Origin of the sequence: Sarcina sp. DSM 11001 (assembly GCF_900101015.1) — a bacterium.
GTDB lineage: Bacteria > Bacillota > Clostridia > Lachnospirales > Lachnospiraceae > CAG-791.
Window position 1 is genome coordinate 147,201 of record NZ_FNFZ01000002.1, and the last position, 14,924, is coordinate 162,124.

Below are 14,924 nucleotides of genomic sequence, written 5' to 3' on the forward strand. Positions count from 1 at the left end.
GAACAGTGTAACGCGGAACAAAACGGAGCTGAATCAAACCAGAAACAAAAACCAAACCGCCGAACCACAGGAAGTCAGTGATTACGTTCCTTGGGACGGCGGCTGAAGACAGCGCATGCGCATGGAAATTTTTGCTGGTGTTTTCCCTGGAGTTATTTTTGGACAGTTTCTTACTTTTGCAGGCGTTCGATCCTGCAGGTGTGTCTGCGATTTCCGGCCTTTGCATTTTTGTCGTAGTTGATGCCGACGAGCAGGATTTCGCCTGTATATTCCCGGATCGATTCGGGGTACTGCTTTCGGCGGATTTGATCGATGGCGCTCTCCGCGGAGCGGTTCCACTTGAGTTCTACTACCAGCGCCGGCCAGCCTGAGCTATTTTTGGGGAAATAGACAATATCCGCGTACCCGATTCCCGCAGGCAGTTCCTCCCACTGCAGATAATGATCGCGGTACGTATAATATGCCAGTTTCAGCACACTGCGCAGACTCTGTTCATCGTTGTAATGAAGAGGAGACGTCTCCTCCATATGAACCTTTTCTATCTGAGTGGCGACAGCCTCTTCGTCCAGACGGATCGTGCTGTCAAACAGCCTGCTGCTCTCAAGAAGCCGTTTCTGTGTGGCTGCATGTTCTGTGGTACGAATGGATTTTGAAAACTCTCTCCGTATTTCCTCGTTGGGGATTCGTGCTTTTTTGTTTTCTGAATCATAGGACAGATATCCGAGGTGGATGAGCAGAGTCAGGACATCATCTTTTCCTCTGAATGTCGTCAGGTCATTCGCAAATCCCACAGTGTCGACCGGAACATCGATTCCGCCGACCAGTTCCGCTATAGTCCTTGACAATCCACTGTAGTCTTTACAGATATATTCGAGAAGCCCCTCTGCCGCAGAGGTCTCTGTCCAGTATGAATCAAAAGCGTCATAGCGGATCGCCTTCATGACCGAATTCGGATTATATACGGATCCGACATTTCTGACCCGGTATCCGTCATACCATTGCCGCATGCGCGAGAAATCGGCGTGTTTTTCTTCGCACAGACCTGCAACCTCCTCTTCGGTAAATCCGATGTATTTCCCGTAAGGTCCGGGCTGAAGCATATTGTATTCTTCAAAGTCAGAGATTGCAGACTGGGTTCCATCCTTTTTGATCGGCAGGATGCCGGTCATATATGCCCCCGCCACGGCAAAAGGCGTAAAATTACCGTTTTTGAACCATTCCCGAAGCAGGTTGAGGTATGCTTCCTGGGCGTCCTGATCATTCCTTGCCTCCCTGATCATGGCGTCCCATTCATCAATAATAAAATAAAACTTTCTTCCGTCCCGTTTCACATATTCCACCAGGCACTCCGTGAGTTCCTTTTCCGGGGACAATTCCGGACAGACCGCCAATAATTCTTCTTTTACAGCATGATTTATTTTTGCCGGGACATTCAGCAGACTTCCTTTATTTTTTTTGATTTCAGAGATGAAACCGGTGATATCCAGATAGATCACATTGAATTGATTGATCCGCATCTCATAATCAGGAAGCTGTGAAACCATCAGTCCGTCAAACAGAGCATGCGAATCACAGGATCTGTCGTAATACGCACTGAGCATCTGGGCTGCAAAAGACTTGCCGAAGCGTCTTGGTCTGCTGACACAGACCAGTTTCTGCTTCGTCCCAATCGTGCGATTGGTAAGGCCGATCAGCCCTGTCTTGTCCACATATTCCGTACGCAATACCTCTTCAAATCCTTCACTGCCGGGATTCAGGTACAGACTCATTTGAACAGCCTCCTTCCAGACGGCGGATCCCGCCACTTCAGTGATTCCGCCACTTTATTGTCTCATTGTACAGATTTGCGAAAGCACTTGTCAATCCGGTGTATACTATGCTTTTTTAACGTGTTTGTCCTATGGCACACCAGAAGTTCATTGCAGAAAGGGCATACGAAATTGTATAATAAAACAGAGTCCGGAGATACCGGGCGTGAGAGGAGATCGGGGATAATGAGTTCTGAGAAAAAGAGTTCGGAAAAAAAGCTTGCTCAGGAAAGGGAAAGACAGCGTCTGGAGGCGCTTCAGAATACGGAGAAGAAGTTTCTCAAGGGAATGTACGGAGACTTTTTCGGGGAGTCAGGATCCTCGCAGTCCGCAGGGAGCAGGATCGATGCGCTTGCGGAAAAGGAAAAAGAGGTTACTTCCGGGTTTTCGTCGCGGGCGGATGAGCTTCTGGGGAGGCAGAAAGAGATCTCCACACAGTTGGGAGAGCGTACAGATGCCCTGAAGCGTGCCAATGATGCGCTCAAAGAGGTGCAGTCTCTTTTGAACAATCCCCTTTACAATGGAATGCCGGATCTGACCGGGGAAGGGGCTGCCTGGTCCGGCGGCGGTAAGCCTGCCGGCGGGTTGGAAGGAGCTGGAGCGCAGGATTCCGGAGAGGGATCCTTCCCTAAAACAGGACTCTCTTCTGAAACGGGATACTCTCCTGCAGCAGGCCTTTCCTCCGAAGCAGCGGCGGATATACGGCCGGAAGCCATGGCTGTGCAGACATCATCGCAGCCGTCTCCTCAGGCGGAAGTAAAACCCGGGGAGCCGGAGACGGATCCCATGGAAGATCTGGATAAGCTGATCGGACTTAAAAAGATCAAGCACGATGTGAAGGAACTCACGGACTTTGTCAAGATCCAGAAGCTCCGCAGGGACGGCGGCCTCAAATCCGTGCCGGTGTCGCTCCACCTTGTGTTTACCGGGAATCCCGGGACGGGCAAGACGACAGTAGCCCGCATACTGGCGCGGCTTTATAAGCAGATCGGAGTTCTGTCAAAGGGACAGCTTGTCGAGGTGGACCGCTCAGGCCTCGTGGCTGGCTATGTCGGGCAGACCGCCCTCAAGACCGCCAAAAAGATCGAGGAAGCCAAGGGCGGCGTCCTCTTTATCGATGAGGCGTATGCCCTTGCGAGGAAAGACGACACCTTCGGGCAGGAGGCGATCGATACGATCCTCAAGGCGATGGAAGACAGCAGAGAGGATTTTGTCGTGATCGTCGCCGGCTACACAAAGCCTATGGAGGATTTTATCAACAGCAATCCGGGCCTGAAATCCCGTTTTAATAAATACATTGAGTTTCCGGATTATACCATCGATGAGCTGATGGGAATCTTTGAAATGAATTGTAAAAAGTACGATTATGAAGCTGAGGAGGATGTCCTGTCACAGATCCGGGCTATGATCGTACAGCGGAAGCTCGGATCCCTCGAAAACTTTGCCAACGCCAGAGAGGTGCGCAATCTTTTTGAGGAGATCATTACAAACCAGGCGCGCAGAGTGGCCGCCATGGAATCTCCCTCGCATGAGGATATGAAAAAGATCCTGATCGAAGACCTGGTGGAGACCGCCGAGGAGGACGCGGAGAAAACCGCCCGGAAGACCGCCGGGACAGAAACAGAAGGGAATGGACCGGAATCTGGAGAGGCTGAAGAGCCTGCAGATACGGAAGAGATCACGGAACCCGCTGAGATCACGGAACCTGTCCAGAAGGCAGAAACGGAAGAAAAGGCGGAAGCTTAAGAGAATCTTCCGTGTCCACAGTTATGGGTACGGTATAAGGCAGAAACTCAAGAGAACACAGAGCCTGCAGAGAACACATGACACTGCCCCCGGGATCGTTTTGGGATTTGTCAGGATCAAATGGGGTTTGGTTGGGAATTTGCCGGAATTTTGTCTGGACTTTTCATGGGATTTTTACAGAGTTCGCGGTTATAATATTTATGGAGTGGATGGATCGTTTTATGAATACTAACCTTATGGGAAAAGCCACACCCTGGCTCAGACAACTTGGAATGGGCAGTAAAAAGCTGAGTGAAACGGCAGCAGCGGCGGCCCGTTATTGCGCGGAGGGTGCGGAAAATGCTTTTCGGGATGCCCTTGCGAAAGCAAAGGCTGCCGCAGCGGAAACCGGGTCACAGGCCGGCGCAGCGGTGTCGGGCAAAAAGAATTATGCCCTGATTACAGGTGCCAGTTCAGGGATCGGTATGGAGTTTGCCCGCCGCCTGTCGCTGGAAGGATATCCGCTTATCCTCATCGCGCGAAGGCGTGACCGGCTTGAGGCTCTGCGCGCCGAACTGGGCACGGAGTGCCTCCTGCTGCCGGCAGATCTGGCCAGACGGGAAGACCTGATCCGCCTCTGCGAGGATCTCGTCGGGAGAAGGATCGATATTTTTATCAACAATGCGGGCTTTGGAGTCAGCGGCCCCTTCCTTGGGACTGATCTGATGAGGGAAGTCAATATGGTGGATGTCAACGTGGTCGCCCAGCATGTCCTCTTCAAGTATGTCCTCCACAGGATGGAGGCGGAAGGCGGCGGCGCCATCCTCAATGTGGCTTCCTCCGCCGGGCTCTTTCCCGGAGGGCCCTTTATGTCGGGATACTACGCGACCAAGGCTTACATGACAAGCCTCACCCGGGGCGTCGCCGAGGAACTGCGGCAGTCGGGGTCTCCCGTCTATGTCGGCTGTCTCTGCCCCGGTCCCGTGAACACGGAATTCAACGCGGTGGCGGATGTCGTTTTTGCCCTGCCCGGTATTTCCGTGGAGGAGTGCGTGGATTCCGCTCTTCGCATGATGAAAAAAAGAAAGACGGTCATCATTCCTGAAAAGGAGCTCAGGGCAGCTGTCATCGGACAGAGATTTCTGCCCGATGCCCTGACAGTGCGGATCACTGCTGCCCAGCAGAAAAAGAAGATGCAGGAGCCGGAGCATAAGACCGTGAAGGAGACGGCCTGCCCATCCTGACAGAAGAAGATGCAGAAAAAAGGTGCAGGAAACGGAGCAAAAGACCGTGAAAGAGACGGGTTGCCCTTCCTGACAGAAAAGTGTATAGTATAAAGACGTGTCGGCTGGGATAATGATTGAGACGGCATGTTAGTCTGAATCCGAAACCTGGAGGAGGCGGCAGCTATATGAAATGGAATGAGATACTGGCGCAGCTGACTCTGCTGGGACAGCTCGGGCTGTCGCTTGCAATGCCGATCCTGATGTGCCTCGGAGCCTGCTACCTGTTATGTACGCGTCTGAATGCTCCGCTGTGGATCTATCTTCCGGGTATGATCCTCGGGATAGGAGCTTCCTTTATGACTGCTTACAAAGTCTATCTGGCAGTCACGCGGAAGGAAAAGAGAGATCCCCGGGATCCGGATGAACGCTCCTACAACAGACATATGTAAATGACTGCGATGCGGAGCCGCACATAAATCCTTAGAATAAGAGAATACGAAACGAGAATGATGAAACTACAAAAAGCTGTAAAGCAGGAGACAGTCTCCGTCGCTGTGGGCACGGGGATTGGATGCATCGGCGTCATGGCTCTGTTCCTGATCCTGCATCTGATCTTTCCTGAATCCACTGTAAAATTTGATTACCGTGTGGTTCTGGGAGCTCTCTGCGGCGGGGCGGTCGCAGTTGCCAATTTCTTTCTCATGGCGTTGACAGTCCAGAGCGTCGTAAATGTGGAGAACAAGGATGATGCCCTGCGCATGATGCGTGTGAGTTACCGCAACAGGATGCTGATGCGGGGGCTCTGGGTCATCATTGCGATCGTTGCGCCCTGTTTCAACTATGCGGCCGGCATCATACCGCTTTTTATTCCGGGGTTCGTGATCAAGATCCGGGGGATCCGGATGGGGATCACGCAGAAGAAGCCTGCGGCCGGAAATACTTCCGGGACGGGACATGCAGACGCTTCCACAGAAACAGGCTCAAAAACAGAATCAGAGACAGATTCTCAGGCCCTGCCGGAAGAGGCAGAAGCTTCAGAAAAAACGGAAACTTCTGTGGAAACTGATTCTCAGGCCCTGCCGGAAGAGGCAGACACGTCAGAGAAAACAGAATAGTCGGAAACATCAACATCAGTCTGTTGCAGCACATACTATTCTTTATAATGTGGGAAAACACGAAGGAGGAGGTGAGTTTATTTAATGGAATTTGACATTTCCGGTGCGAAGATATTCGCGAGAATTCCGACCGGGATTCCCGTCCTCGGGGATATCCTGATCACGGAAACACTGGTGGTGAGCTGGATCGTCATGCTTATCATCACGGGACTGTGCATTTTCCTGACGCGCAATCTGAAAGTGGAGAAGATCTCCAAACGCCAGGCCGTTGCCGAGATGATCGTTGAAGCGGCGACCAACCTGGTGAGGAATAATACGGGAGGAACTAAATTTGACAACCTGATCCCGTTTGTTTCCACGATCTTCGCCACCAGTATCGTCTCAAACCTGATCAGCCTGATCCCGATCTTCAGGAGCCCGACGGCAGATTTGTCGACAGAGGCTGCCTGGGCGATTGTGGTGTTCATCATGATCACGGCGAACAAGATCAAGGCCGGCGGTGTCCTGGGTTATATGAAAGGGTTCACGGAGCCGATCCCCGTAATGACGCCCTTCAATATCCTGTCCGAGCTCGCGACGCCTGTCAGTATGGCCTGCCGTCATTTCGGCAACATTCTGTCCGGCATCGTTATCAACGGCCTGATCTATGCGGCTCTGGCAATCGCTTCTGCCGCCCTGCTGGGACTTATTCCCGGCGCGGCCGGTGAGTTCCTGAGCCATATCCCGATCCTGAGCGTAGGTCTTCCGGCGGTCCTGTCCGTTTATTTTGACTGGTTCACGGGATGTATGCAGGCCTTTATTTTCACGATGCTGACGATCATGTACATCGCGAACGCGGCGGAAGGCTGATCCGGGAAAGACCGGGCGGCGGTTTCAGAAACAGTTTCTGAAGGGAGTCGGTCCGGCTTCAGATCGCAAAGCGGCAGGAAAACAGCAAACTGCAGAAAATCATAAGCGGCAGGAAAACAGTAAACTGCAGAGAAACAGTAAACTGCGCGAAAACAGTAAACTGCACGATTTTGTAAGGAAAACAATAAATATATTATTGGATAATCTTAATATTTTAGAGGGATTTAGAAGGTTATTTCCCGAAAGGAGAATGAAATGAGTGAAATGCAATTTCTGGCAAAAGGTATCGCACTGGCTGGCTGCGGCATCGGCGCGGGATGCGCTCTGATCGCAGGTATCGGCCCTGGTATCGGTGAAGGCAACGCTGCCGCGAAGGCTCTGGAGGCCATCGGCCGTCAGCCCGAGTGCAAGGGCGACGTCACCAGCACCATGCTTCTGGGCTGCGCGATCGCAGAGACCACCGGTATCTACGGTTTCGTCACCGGCCTGCTTCTGATCTTTGTCGCTCCCGGCATGTTCATGGGTTATCTCAACTGATTCCGGAGTCCTTTTATCGGAACCGGTAATCACACAGATCCACAGGTATTTGGAGGAAAAGCATGAATACACAGCCACTGGTAACACTTGTGCCGTGGACTATGATCGCCCAGTTCCTGAACCTGATGATCCAGCTGTTTCTGATTAAAAAGTTCCTTTTCAAGCCGATCAATGAAATCCTTGAAAAGAGGAGACAGGCTGCGGATCAGGAGATCAGGGAAGCACGCGAAGCCAGGGAAGAGGCGGACAGCCTGAAGTCCCAGTATGAGACAGGGATCGCCAAGGCCCGCGAAGAAGCTGCCCGGATCGTGCAGAGCGCGCAGAAAGAGGCGCAGGGCAGGGCGGATGAGCTGGTGCAGGAAGCCCAGGCAAAAGCCGCCGGCATCAAGGCACAGGCGGAAGCCGATATTGCCCAGGAGCGCAAAAAAGCGATCAATGAGGTCAAGAATGAGATCGGCGGGCTGGTGATGGATATTGCCGGCAAGGTCGTCGAGAAAGAGATCGATGAAGCCGACCACAAAAAGCTCATCGATGAGTTTATTGAGAATGTAGGAGAGGCATCATGACAACAGCATGGGGTCTTTACGGGCAGAGCCTGTACGATCTGGCTGCTGAGGAAAAGGCCGATGATCAGATCATGGAGGAGTTGGAGGCGGTCCGCGGAATCTTCAGAGAGAACCCCGACTATATCACCCTTCTTTGTGAGCCTTCGATCCCCGGCAGGACCCGGGTTCAGCTGCTGGATGAGGCTTTCCGCGGACAGATCCATCCCTACCTGCTGAATTTTCTCAAGATCCTCGTGGAAAAGGGTCTGCTGCGCGGTTTTTCGACCTGCTGCAGGACCTACCGTGCCTCCTATAACAGGGATCACGGGATCTCCGAGGCGACTGTAGTCAGCGCCATCCCTCTTGGAGAGGAACAGGCGGCTGCCCTGCAGGCAAAACTGGAGAAGATCAGCGGAAAGAAAGTCCTGCTCAAACGGAGAGTAGACCCGAAGGTCCTGGGAGGCCTCCGCGTCTTACTGGACGGAAAGCTTTACGACGGAACTGTCGGAGGCAGGCTGGATGAGATCCGCAGGAGAGTCACGGAAACAGTCCTTTAATTATAAGTCTTATATATATAAGTCTTTTAATACTTTAATATTCAATACGCTTTATTTAATATTTTTATATTTAATAATAGAAAACACAGTCTACGTATAAAACATAATTTACGTATATAGAGGAATAGCAATGGAATTAAAACCAGAGAAGATTTCCCAGGTGATCCGCAGTCAGATCAAATATTATGAGAATGCGATCATCCAGAACGAGACCGGCACTGTCCTCACGGTCGGTGACGGTATCGCCAGGGTCAGCGGGCTGGTGAACTGCATGGCGGGCGAGCTGCTGGAATTTGCTGACGGCACTTTCGGCATGGCTCAGAACCTTGAGGAGAACAGCGTTTCCGCTGTTCTGTTCGGAGAAGATACGGGGATCAGCGAGGGACAGACTGTCAAGCGCACCGGCCGTGTCGTCTCCGTTCCCGTGGGTGATGCCATGGTCGGCCGTGTCGTCAACGCGATCGGCCAGCCGATCGACGGCGCAGGCCCCATCGACACGACAGAGTTCCGCGCAGTGGAATCCCCCGCGCCCGGCATCATTGACCGTCAGCCTGTCAAGGAGCCCCTGCAGACCGGTATCAAGGCTATCGACTCCATGATCCCGATCGGCAGAGGCCAGCGTGAGCTGATCATCGGCGACCGCCAGACCGGCAAGACGACGATCGCCACGGATACGATCATCAACCAGAAGGGCAAGGATGTCATCTGCATCTATGTCGCTATCGGTCAGAAGAGGTCCACGGTCGCCAACATCGTCTCGTCCCTGCGGGCCGCGGACGCCATGAGCTACACCATCGTCGTGGCGGCGACAGCTTCGGAGCCCTCTCCGCTGCAGTTTATCGCTCCCTATGCGGGCTGCGCGATGGGCGAATATTTTATGAACAAGGGCGGACATGTCCTCATCATCTATGATGACCTGTCCAAGCACGCGGTCGCTTACCGCGCTATTTCCCTGCTGATCAGAAGGCCCCCGGGACGTGAAGCTTATCCCGGCGACGTCTTTTACCTGCACTCGAGACTGCTCGAGCGCGCGGCCAAGCTCTCCGACGAGCTGGGCGGCGGTTCGCTCACAGCCCTTCCCATTATCGAGACCCAGGCGGGTGACGTCTCGGCCTATATTCCGACCAACGTCATTTCCATTACCGACGGACAGATCTTCCTCGAGACTGAGCTCTTCCACTCGGGCATCATGCCGGCTATCAACCCCGGTATCTCTGTCTCCCGAGTCGGCGGCAACGCCCAGATCAAGGCCATGAAGAAGGTCGCCGGAACCCTTAAGCTGGTCTACTCCCAGTACAGAGAGCTGCAGAGCTTCGCTCAGTTCGGGTCTGATCTGGACGAGGACACCAAGTCCCGTCTGGCCCAGGGCGAGCGCATCGTTGAAGTCCTCAAGCAGGGCAAGAACGTACCTTGGGAAGTCGAACGCCAGGTTGCGATCCTGTATGCCACAGTCAACGGGATCCTCAAGGACGTCGAGGTCGCGGACATCGGCGAATACCAGGAGGAGCTCGGCAGACGCCTCACCCAGGATCCCGACGGCATCGCCGTCATGAAGGCGATCCATGAGACCGGCGATCTCAGCAAGGAAAATGAAGCTCTGCTGAAATCGGTCCTCGAGGGCTTCACCCTGAACTTTATCGAATCGAAGAAGGCTTCTGCTTAAGAGTTTTCGCTTTTGTGAAAACTCTTCGGTGAACCGCCTGAAGGGCGGTTCAATGGAGGAAAATAATGGCAGCTGCTAATATGAAAGCAGTCAAGCTGCGGATCAAGAGTGTGCAGAACACGATGCAGATCACCAAGGCCATGCAGCTGGTCGCCGCATCCAAGCTCAGAAGGGCAAAGGACAAGGCAATGTCCAGCAAGCCTTACCTGCGTATCATGAAGCGCACGCTCACCAAGATCGCCAACGAAAACACGGATTTCCAGTCCCCATTTACCGTGCCGGGAGCCAGTGAGCGGCGTCTCTTTATCGTCATCGGCGGCGACAGGGGACTCGCGGGCGGTTACAACGCCAACCTGTTTAAATTTGTGGAAAAAGAGATCGAGGGACACGATTACGACGTCCTTCCCATCGGGAAAAAGGCAGTGGAGTATTTCCGCAGGAAGAAGGCGGGGATCTTCACAGACCTCTATGCCGAGGTGGCGAAGGTCTCGATCTCGGAGTGCTTCCGCATTGCCAAGACAGTGTGCGACGCTTATCTGGAAGGCCGGTATGGACACGTTTCCATGTGCTATACCAATTTCGTCTCCATGATGTCTCAGGTGCCGAAGGCAAGCGCCCTTCTGCCCCTTTCCGATTTTGAAAATCCGGAATATGACGATACTCCCGATGTGAAGAATATGATCCTGTATGAGCCGTCCGGCGAAGAGGTCTTTAACGACATCGTCCCCGAGTATCTGGCGGGAATCCTGTATACCAGTATCAACGTCTCGGTCGCCAGTGAGCTGGCTGCCCGCCGCACGGCCATGGAGGCCGCGACGGACAATGCGAGCGAGATGATCGAGAAGCTGAGTCTCTACTACAACCGCGCGAGACAGGCGAGCATCACGCAGGAGATCACGGAGATCGTGGCCGGCGCAGAGGGATCATAAGGACACGTAAGGACAACAGAGATCCTGCAGCTTTGACTTTTATCATTTAAAAAGAGGAAATCAATGAGTGAAAAACATATCGGCAAGGTAATACAGGTCACCGGCCCTGTCCTTGATATCAGATTCAAGGAGGGCGAGCTGCCTGCACTGCTCAATGCCATCGAAATCAATATTGATGGCCGCAGACTGATCGCCGAGGTGGCTCAGCAGATCGGCGATGATGTCGTCAGATGCATCGCGATGAGCTCCACTGACGGCCTGGTCCGCGGCGTCGATGCTGTCGACACGGCGGGGCCGATCACCGTGCCCGTAGGCGATGAGTGCCTGGGACGCGTGTTCAACCTCCTGGGCGATCCGGTCGACAATATGCCCGCTCCCGACGCGAAAGAGCGCTGGGCGATCCACCGTCCCGCCCCTTCCTTTGAGGACCAGATCCCCGCAACGGAGATCCTGGAGACCGGCATCAAGGTCGTCGACCTGATCTGCCCCTATGCCAAGGGCGGCAAGATCGGCCTTTTCGGCGGCGCCGGCGTCGGCAAGACGGTCCTGATCATGGAACTGATCCACAACATCGCGACCGCCCACGGCGGTATCTCCGTATTCACGGGCGTCGGCGAGCGCACCCGTGAAGGAAACGACCTCTACGGCGAGATGAAGGAGAGCGGCGTCATCGACAAGACCGCCCTGGTCTATGGTCAGATGAATGAGCCTCCGGGAGCCCGTATGCGTGTCGGCCTCTCGGGTCTTACCATGGCGGAGTACTTCCGCGATGTCAAGAACCAGGACGTGCTCCTGTTCATCGACAACATTTTCCGTTTCACCCAGGCTGGCTCCGAGGTCTCCGCGCTTTTGGGCCGCATGCCCTCCGCCGTCGGTTACCAGCCCACGCTGGCCACGGACATGGGCGCCCTGCAGGAACGCATCACCTCTACCAGGAAGGGATCCATCACCTCCGTCCAGGCAGTCTACGTCCCTGCGGACGACCTGACCGACCCGGCGCCGGCGACGACCTTCACCCATCTGGACGCCACCACTGTCCTCGCGCGTGAGATCGCTTCCATGGGAATCTATCCCGCGGTCGATCCTCTGGATTCCACGAGCCGTATCCTCTCCCCCGAAGTTGTCGGAGAAGAGCACTATGCCGTGGCCAGGGGCGTGCAGCAGATCCTGCAGAGATACCGTGAACTCCAGGATATCATCGCTATCATGGGTATGGACGAGCTTTCCGACGAGGACAAACAGGCTGTCTTCCGCGCCAGAAAGATCCAGAACTATCTGTCCCAGAGCTTTTCTGTCGCAGAGCAGTTCACCGGTATCCCCGGCAAGTACGTCCCGCTCAAGGAGACCCTCCGCGGTTTCCGCATGATCCTCGACGGCGAGTGCGATGATCTTCCCGAGAGCGCATTCCTCTTTGTCGGCTCCATCGACGAGGCATTCGAGAAGGCAAAGAAAGCGTAAGGAGGTGTAAATAAATGGCAAACACCTTCCATTTACAGATCGTTACTGTGGACGGCCTCGCCTATGAGGGAAACGTACAGCGCGTGACGATCCGTTCCGTACACGGAGATCTCGCCATCCTCGCGAGGCATATCAACTACTGCACTGCGGTAGGCATGGGCACGGCCCGTGTCCTCATGGAGGACGGGACGGAGCGCACGGCTGCCTGCATCGGCGGCATGCTCTCCATGATGGCGAATGAGTGCCGCCTGCTCCCCACGACCTGGGAATGGAGCGAGGACATCGACGTCGAAAGAGCACAGGCCGCGAAGGCCCGCGCCGAGGCCCTGCTTCAGCAGGGCGGTCTCTCGGAAGAGAGACGGATTCTGACCGAAGCCAGACTCTCCAGAGCCCTGGTCCGCATCGGCAGCGCGAAAAAGTAAAAGAGTATATAATCCACTATATAACTCTGATCTATAACTATGTATGTATATTTCCAGGTTTATAGAGATATTTCATATAGACACTTTTTATAAGTATATAGAAGTAAAAAAACCGCGGGGCTTTGTACAGTGCCCTGCGGTTTTTTGTGTTCAGCGGGGAAGGCCCCGGCTGAGATCAGCGGTGCGGGACTCGCGAGCGGGTCCTGCATTCATGAACATTATCTAAGCCTTATCGTCCTTTTCTTCATCGTCCTCTTCTGTTGAAAGGAGTTTGTCTACCGTGACGCCAAGAACGCGCGCGATTTTTTTCAACTCGATGTCGGTGACAAAACGTTTGCCGGCTTCAATGCGCTGAACTGCGTTCTTCTCAATATCAAGTCCGTGCAATTGTAAACTGTATGCCAGCGCCCGCTGTGATGTTTTTTCGGGCAGCGCCAGCCGCTGCTGTCTGATATTTGGACCGCAAATATTGTATCTGCCGTCTGCACTTCTACATTTGAACATTTTTTACTCCTTTTTTGACAAGTAACTCTACCCATAATCAAATAATAAAATATAAATTGGTTGAGAATGACATGCACTAGATGTCATAGCAGATGGACAAAATGATTTTTTGTATTTACAGGCGTACAGGATTCTAAAGTGGACATGCCCTGAATCTTGAGTTCTATTATTGACATCCCTTTTTGGCGGTGATATTCTCCTAATTATAAGATTTAGCACTCGAAGCAATGGAGTGCTAATAGAGAAAATATAAAGAGATAGAGACTATTGAAGCAGAGAGGTGTGCCATGGAACTTCCGGATCGAAAAATGCGAATATTGAAGGCTGTCGTCAGGAATTATCTGGAGACGGGCGAACCGGTCGGAAGCAGGACCATCTCCAAGCTCACGGACCTGAAGCTCTCCAGCGCGACGATCCGCAATGAGATGGCGGATCTTGAGGAGCTGGGACTGATCATGCAGCCGCATACGTCCGCAGGACGTATTCCGACAGATGCCGGCTACAGGTTCTATGTCGATGATATGCTCAGCGAGGAGCGGAAAGAGCTGCAGCAGGAGAGGAACGAACTGCTGGACATGAAGGATTTCCTCATGGCGAAGCAGGACCGTCTGGAAAACCTGCTGCAGAGTGTGGCAAAGACCCTGGCTTCGACGACGAATTATGCCTCCATGATCTCCGCGCCGACGACCAGGAGCAGCAAGATCAAGTTTATCCAGCTCTCGCAGGTGGATGATCACAATGTTCTTGCCGTCATCGTCATCGAGGGGAACCTCATCCGCAACAAGGTGATCCCGGTGGAGGAAGCCCTGTCAGCGGAGAACATGCTCAAGCTCAATATGCTCCTGAACACTAATCTCTGCGGCCTGGCGGTGGAGGAGATCACCCTGGGGCTCATAGAAAATATCAAGCGCAACGCCGGGATCCACACAGCGATCGTCAATGATGTTTTCGATGCCGCGGCGGAGATCGTCCGCAGCGAGGAGGAGCTCAAGATCTATACCAGCGGCGCCAACAACATCTTCCGTTATCCCGAGCTGGCTGACCACCAGCGCGCCAGCGAGATCATCAGTGATTTCGAGGAAAAACAGGCTCTGGGCAGCATTGTCCAGGAAACCCTGGCGGGCGAGGGCCAGAACGGGATCCAGGTCTATATTGGCGACGAAATGCCGGTAGCGCGCATGCGCGACTGCAGCGTAGTCACTGCGACCTATGAGCTGGGCGAGGGAATGAAGGGCACCATCGGCATCATCGGTCCCAAGCGAATGGACTATGACAAGGTTGTCGGCGTGATGAAGGAGATCATGACCCAGCTGGACGCATTATATAAACCCTCCGGACGCGCAGGCGGCAGCCGGAAAAATATGAATGGGAAAAACGAAACGGGCGCGACAGCCGGTGGCGGGTCAGTCCCGGGCAAAGGACCCGGACAGTCCTTCACGATACCGGACATCCGGATCCCACAGATCAAGCGGATCGAGGTCAAGGAAATACGGGATCCTGAATAATATTTTTTACATTTCCGATATAAGAGGAATAAGCAGCAACTGTGTTTATTTTTTGATTTTTTAGATTTATTAGTATGCTGG

15 protein-coding genes are annotated in these 14,924 nt (G+C 53.5%); 13 read left to right on the forward strand and 2 right to left on the reverse strand.

The genetic code is table 11. The features are described from left to right. Positions 1–170 precede the first annotated feature (170 nt). On the reverse strand, positions 171–1,769 hold the full coding sequence (locus tag BLT02_RS01475) for an AAA family ATPase (RefSeq protein ID WP_092991093.1): 1,599 nt from the start codon (positions 1,767–1,769) through the stop codon (positions 171–173). Between the two features lie 225 nt (positions 1,770–1,994). Here BLT02_RS01475 and BLT02_RS01480 point away from each other — a divergent pair, with 225 nt between their 5' ends. The 12 genes from BLT02_RS01480 to atpC all read left to right on the forward strand — a co-directional run bounded on the left by BLT02_RS01480 (position 1,995) and on the right by atpC (position 12,834). Next, complete coding sequence (locus BLT02_RS01480; RefSeq protein ID WP_242869667.1) at positions 1,995–3,554, forward strand: AAA family ATPase; 1,560 nt, start codon at positions 1,995–1,997, stop codon at positions 3,552–3,554. A 221-nt stretch (positions 3,555–3,775) separates the two neighbouring features. Continuing rightward, a complete protein-coding gene (locus tag BLT02_RS01485) occupies positions 3,776–4,777 on the forward strand; it encodes an SDR family NAD(P)-dependent oxidoreductase (protein WP_347474851.1) in 1,002 nt (333 codons plus the stop codon). A gap of 167 nt (positions 4,778–4,944) precedes the next feature. After that, positions 4,945–5,208 (forward strand): AtpZ/AtpI family protein, encoded by a 264-nt coding sequence (locus tag BLT02_RS01490; protein ID WP_092991095.1) that lies wholly within the window; start codon positions 4,945–4,947, stop codon positions 5,206–5,208. A 57-nt stretch (positions 5,209–5,265) separates the two neighbouring features. After that, positions 5,266–5,874, forward strand: coding sequence for an ATP synthase subunit I (locus BLT02_RS16710; protein ID WP_242869668.1), 609 nt, complete (start codon positions 5,266–5,268; stop codon positions 5,872–5,874). A gap of 84 nt (positions 5,875–5,958) precedes the next feature. Continuing rightward, positions 5,959–6,723 carry a F0F1 ATP synthase subunit A gene (atpB, locus tag BLT02_RS01500; protein WP_092991096.1) on the forward strand — a complete coding sequence of 255 codons (765 nt, stop codon included), beginning with the start codon at positions 5,959–5,961 and terminating at the stop codon, positions 6,721–6,723. Positions 6,724–6,978: 255 nt separating this feature from the next. Beyond that, positions 6,979–7,260, forward strand: a complete 282-nt coding sequence (atpE, locus tag BLT02_RS01505) for an ATP synthase F0 subunit C (protein ID WP_092991097.1) — start codon at positions 6,979–6,981, stop codon at positions 7,258–7,260. Between the two features lie 62 nt (positions 7,261–7,322). Next, the gene (gene atpF, locus BLT02_RS01510) at positions 7,323–7,826 is read left to right on the forward strand and encodes a F0F1 ATP synthase subunit B (RefSeq protein WP_092991098.1); all 504 of its coding nucleotides are present in this window, start codon (positions 7,323–7,325) and stop codon (positions 7,824–7,826) included. Then, positions 7,823–8,362 carry an ATP synthase F1 subunit delta gene (gene atpH, locus BLT02_RS01515; RefSeq protein WP_092991099.1) on the forward strand — a complete coding sequence of 180 codons (540 nt, stop codon included), beginning with the start codon at positions 7,823–7,825 and terminating at the stop codon, positions 8,360–8,362. The genes atpF and atpH overlap by 4 nt, the downstream gene beginning before the upstream one ends. A 130-nt stretch (positions 8,363–8,492) precedes the next feature. Further along, complete coding sequence (atpA, locus tag BLT02_RS01520) at positions 8,493–10,025, forward strand: F0F1 ATP synthase subunit alpha (protein ID WP_092991100.1); 1,533 nt, start codon at positions 8,493–8,495, stop codon at positions 10,023–10,025. A gap of 65 nt (positions 10,026–10,090) precedes the next feature. Continuing rightward, on the forward strand, positions 10,091–10,954 hold the full coding sequence (gene atpG, locus BLT02_RS01525) for an ATP synthase F1 subunit gamma (protein WP_092991101.1): 864 nt from the start codon (positions 10,091–10,093) through the stop codon (positions 10,952–10,954). A gap of 63 nt (positions 10,955–11,017) precedes the next feature. Beyond that, entirely contained in the window at positions 11,018–12,412 is a 1,395-nt protein-coding gene (gene atpD / locus BLT02_RS01530) for a F0F1 ATP synthase subunit beta (protein ID WP_092991102.1), read from the forward strand. 14 nt (positions 12,413–12,426) lie between these two features. After that, positions 12,427–12,834: an ATP synthase F1 subunit epsilon gene (gene atpC, locus BLT02_RS01535; protein WP_092991103.1), complete on the forward strand. Its 408-nt coding sequence runs from the start codon at positions 12,427–12,429 to the stop codon at positions 12,832–12,834. Between the two features lie 222 nt (positions 12,835–13,056). Here the strand turns inward: atpC and BLT02_RS01540 are convergent, their stop codons facing one another. Further along, positions 13,057–13,338: a helix-turn-helix domain-containing protein gene (locus BLT02_RS01540; protein ID WP_092991104.1), complete on the reverse strand. Its 282-nt coding sequence runs from the start codon at positions 13,336–13,338 to the stop codon at positions 13,057–13,059. A gap of 287 nt (positions 13,339–13,625) precedes the next feature. On the opposite strand from BLT02_RS01540, the gene hrcA reads away from it, so the two are divergent. After that, on the forward strand, positions 13,626–14,843 hold the full coding sequence (gene hrcA / locus BLT02_RS01545; RefSeq protein ID WP_092991105.1) for a heat-inducible transcriptional repressor HrcA: 1,218 nt from the start codon (positions 13,626–13,628) through the stop codon (positions 14,841–14,843). Positions 14,844–14,924: the final 81 nt, after the last annotated feature.

What these genes read in the sequence shown, in the direction of transcription:
- BLT02_RS01475 (WP_092991093.1), bottom strand. Translation starts at nt 1,769, where the DNA reads ATGAGTCTGTACCTGAATCCCGGCAGTGAAGGATTTGAAGAGGTATTG.
- BLT02_RS01480 (WP_242869667.1), top strand. Translation starts at nt 1,995, where the DNA reads ATGAGTTCTGAGAAAAAGAGTTCGGAAAAAAAGCTTGCTCAGGAAAGG.
- BLT02_RS01485 (WP_347474851.1), top strand. Translation starts at nt 3,776, where the DNA reads ATGAATACTAACCTTATGGGAAAAGCCACACCCTGGCTCAGACAACTT.
- BLT02_RS01490 (WP_092991095.1), top strand. Translation starts at nt 4,945, where the DNA reads ATGAAATGGAATGAGATACTGGCGCAGCTGACTCTGCTGGGACAGCTC.
- BLT02_RS16710 (WP_242869668.1), top strand. Translation starts at nt 5,266, where the DNA reads ATGATGAAACTACAAAAAGCTGTAAAGCAGGAGACAGTCTCCGTCGCT.
- atpB (WP_092991096.1), top strand. Translation starts at nt 5,959, where the DNA reads ATGGAATTTGACATTTCCGGTGCGAAGATATTCGCGAGAATTCCGACC.
- atpE (WP_092991097.1), top strand. Translation starts at nt 6,979, where the DNA reads ATGAGTGAAATGCAATTTCTGGCAAAAGGTATCGCACTGGCTGGCTGC.
- atpF (WP_092991098.1), top strand. Translation starts at nt 7,323, where the DNA reads ATGAATACACAGCCACTGGTAACACTTGTGCCGTGGACTATGATCGCC.
- atpH (WP_092991099.1), top strand. Translation starts at nt 7,823, where the DNA reads ATGACAACAGCATGGGGTCTTTACGGGCAGAGCCTGTACGATCTGGCT.
- atpA (WP_092991100.1), top strand. Translation starts at nt 8,493, where the DNA reads ATGGAATTAAAACCAGAGAAGATTTCCCAGGTGATCCGCAGTCAGATC.
- atpG (WP_092991101.1), top strand. Translation starts at nt 10,091, where the DNA reads ATGGCAGCTGCTAATATGAAAGCAGTCAAGCTGCGGATCAAGAGTGTG.
- atpD (WP_092991102.1), top strand. Translation starts at nt 11,018, where the DNA reads ATGAGTGAAAAACATATCGGCAAGGTAATACAGGTCACCGGCCCTGTC.
- atpC (WP_092991103.1), top strand. Translation starts at nt 12,427, where the DNA reads ATGGCAAACACCTTCCATTTACAGATCGTTACTGTGGACGGCCTCGCC.
- BLT02_RS01540 (WP_092991104.1), bottom strand. Translation starts at nt 13,338, where the DNA reads ATGTTCAAATGTAGAAGTGCAGACGGCAGATACAATATTTGCGGTCCA.
- hrcA (WP_092991105.1), top strand. Translation starts at nt 13,626, where the DNA reads ATGGAACTTCCGGATCGAAAAATGCGAATATTGAAGGCTGTCGTCAGG.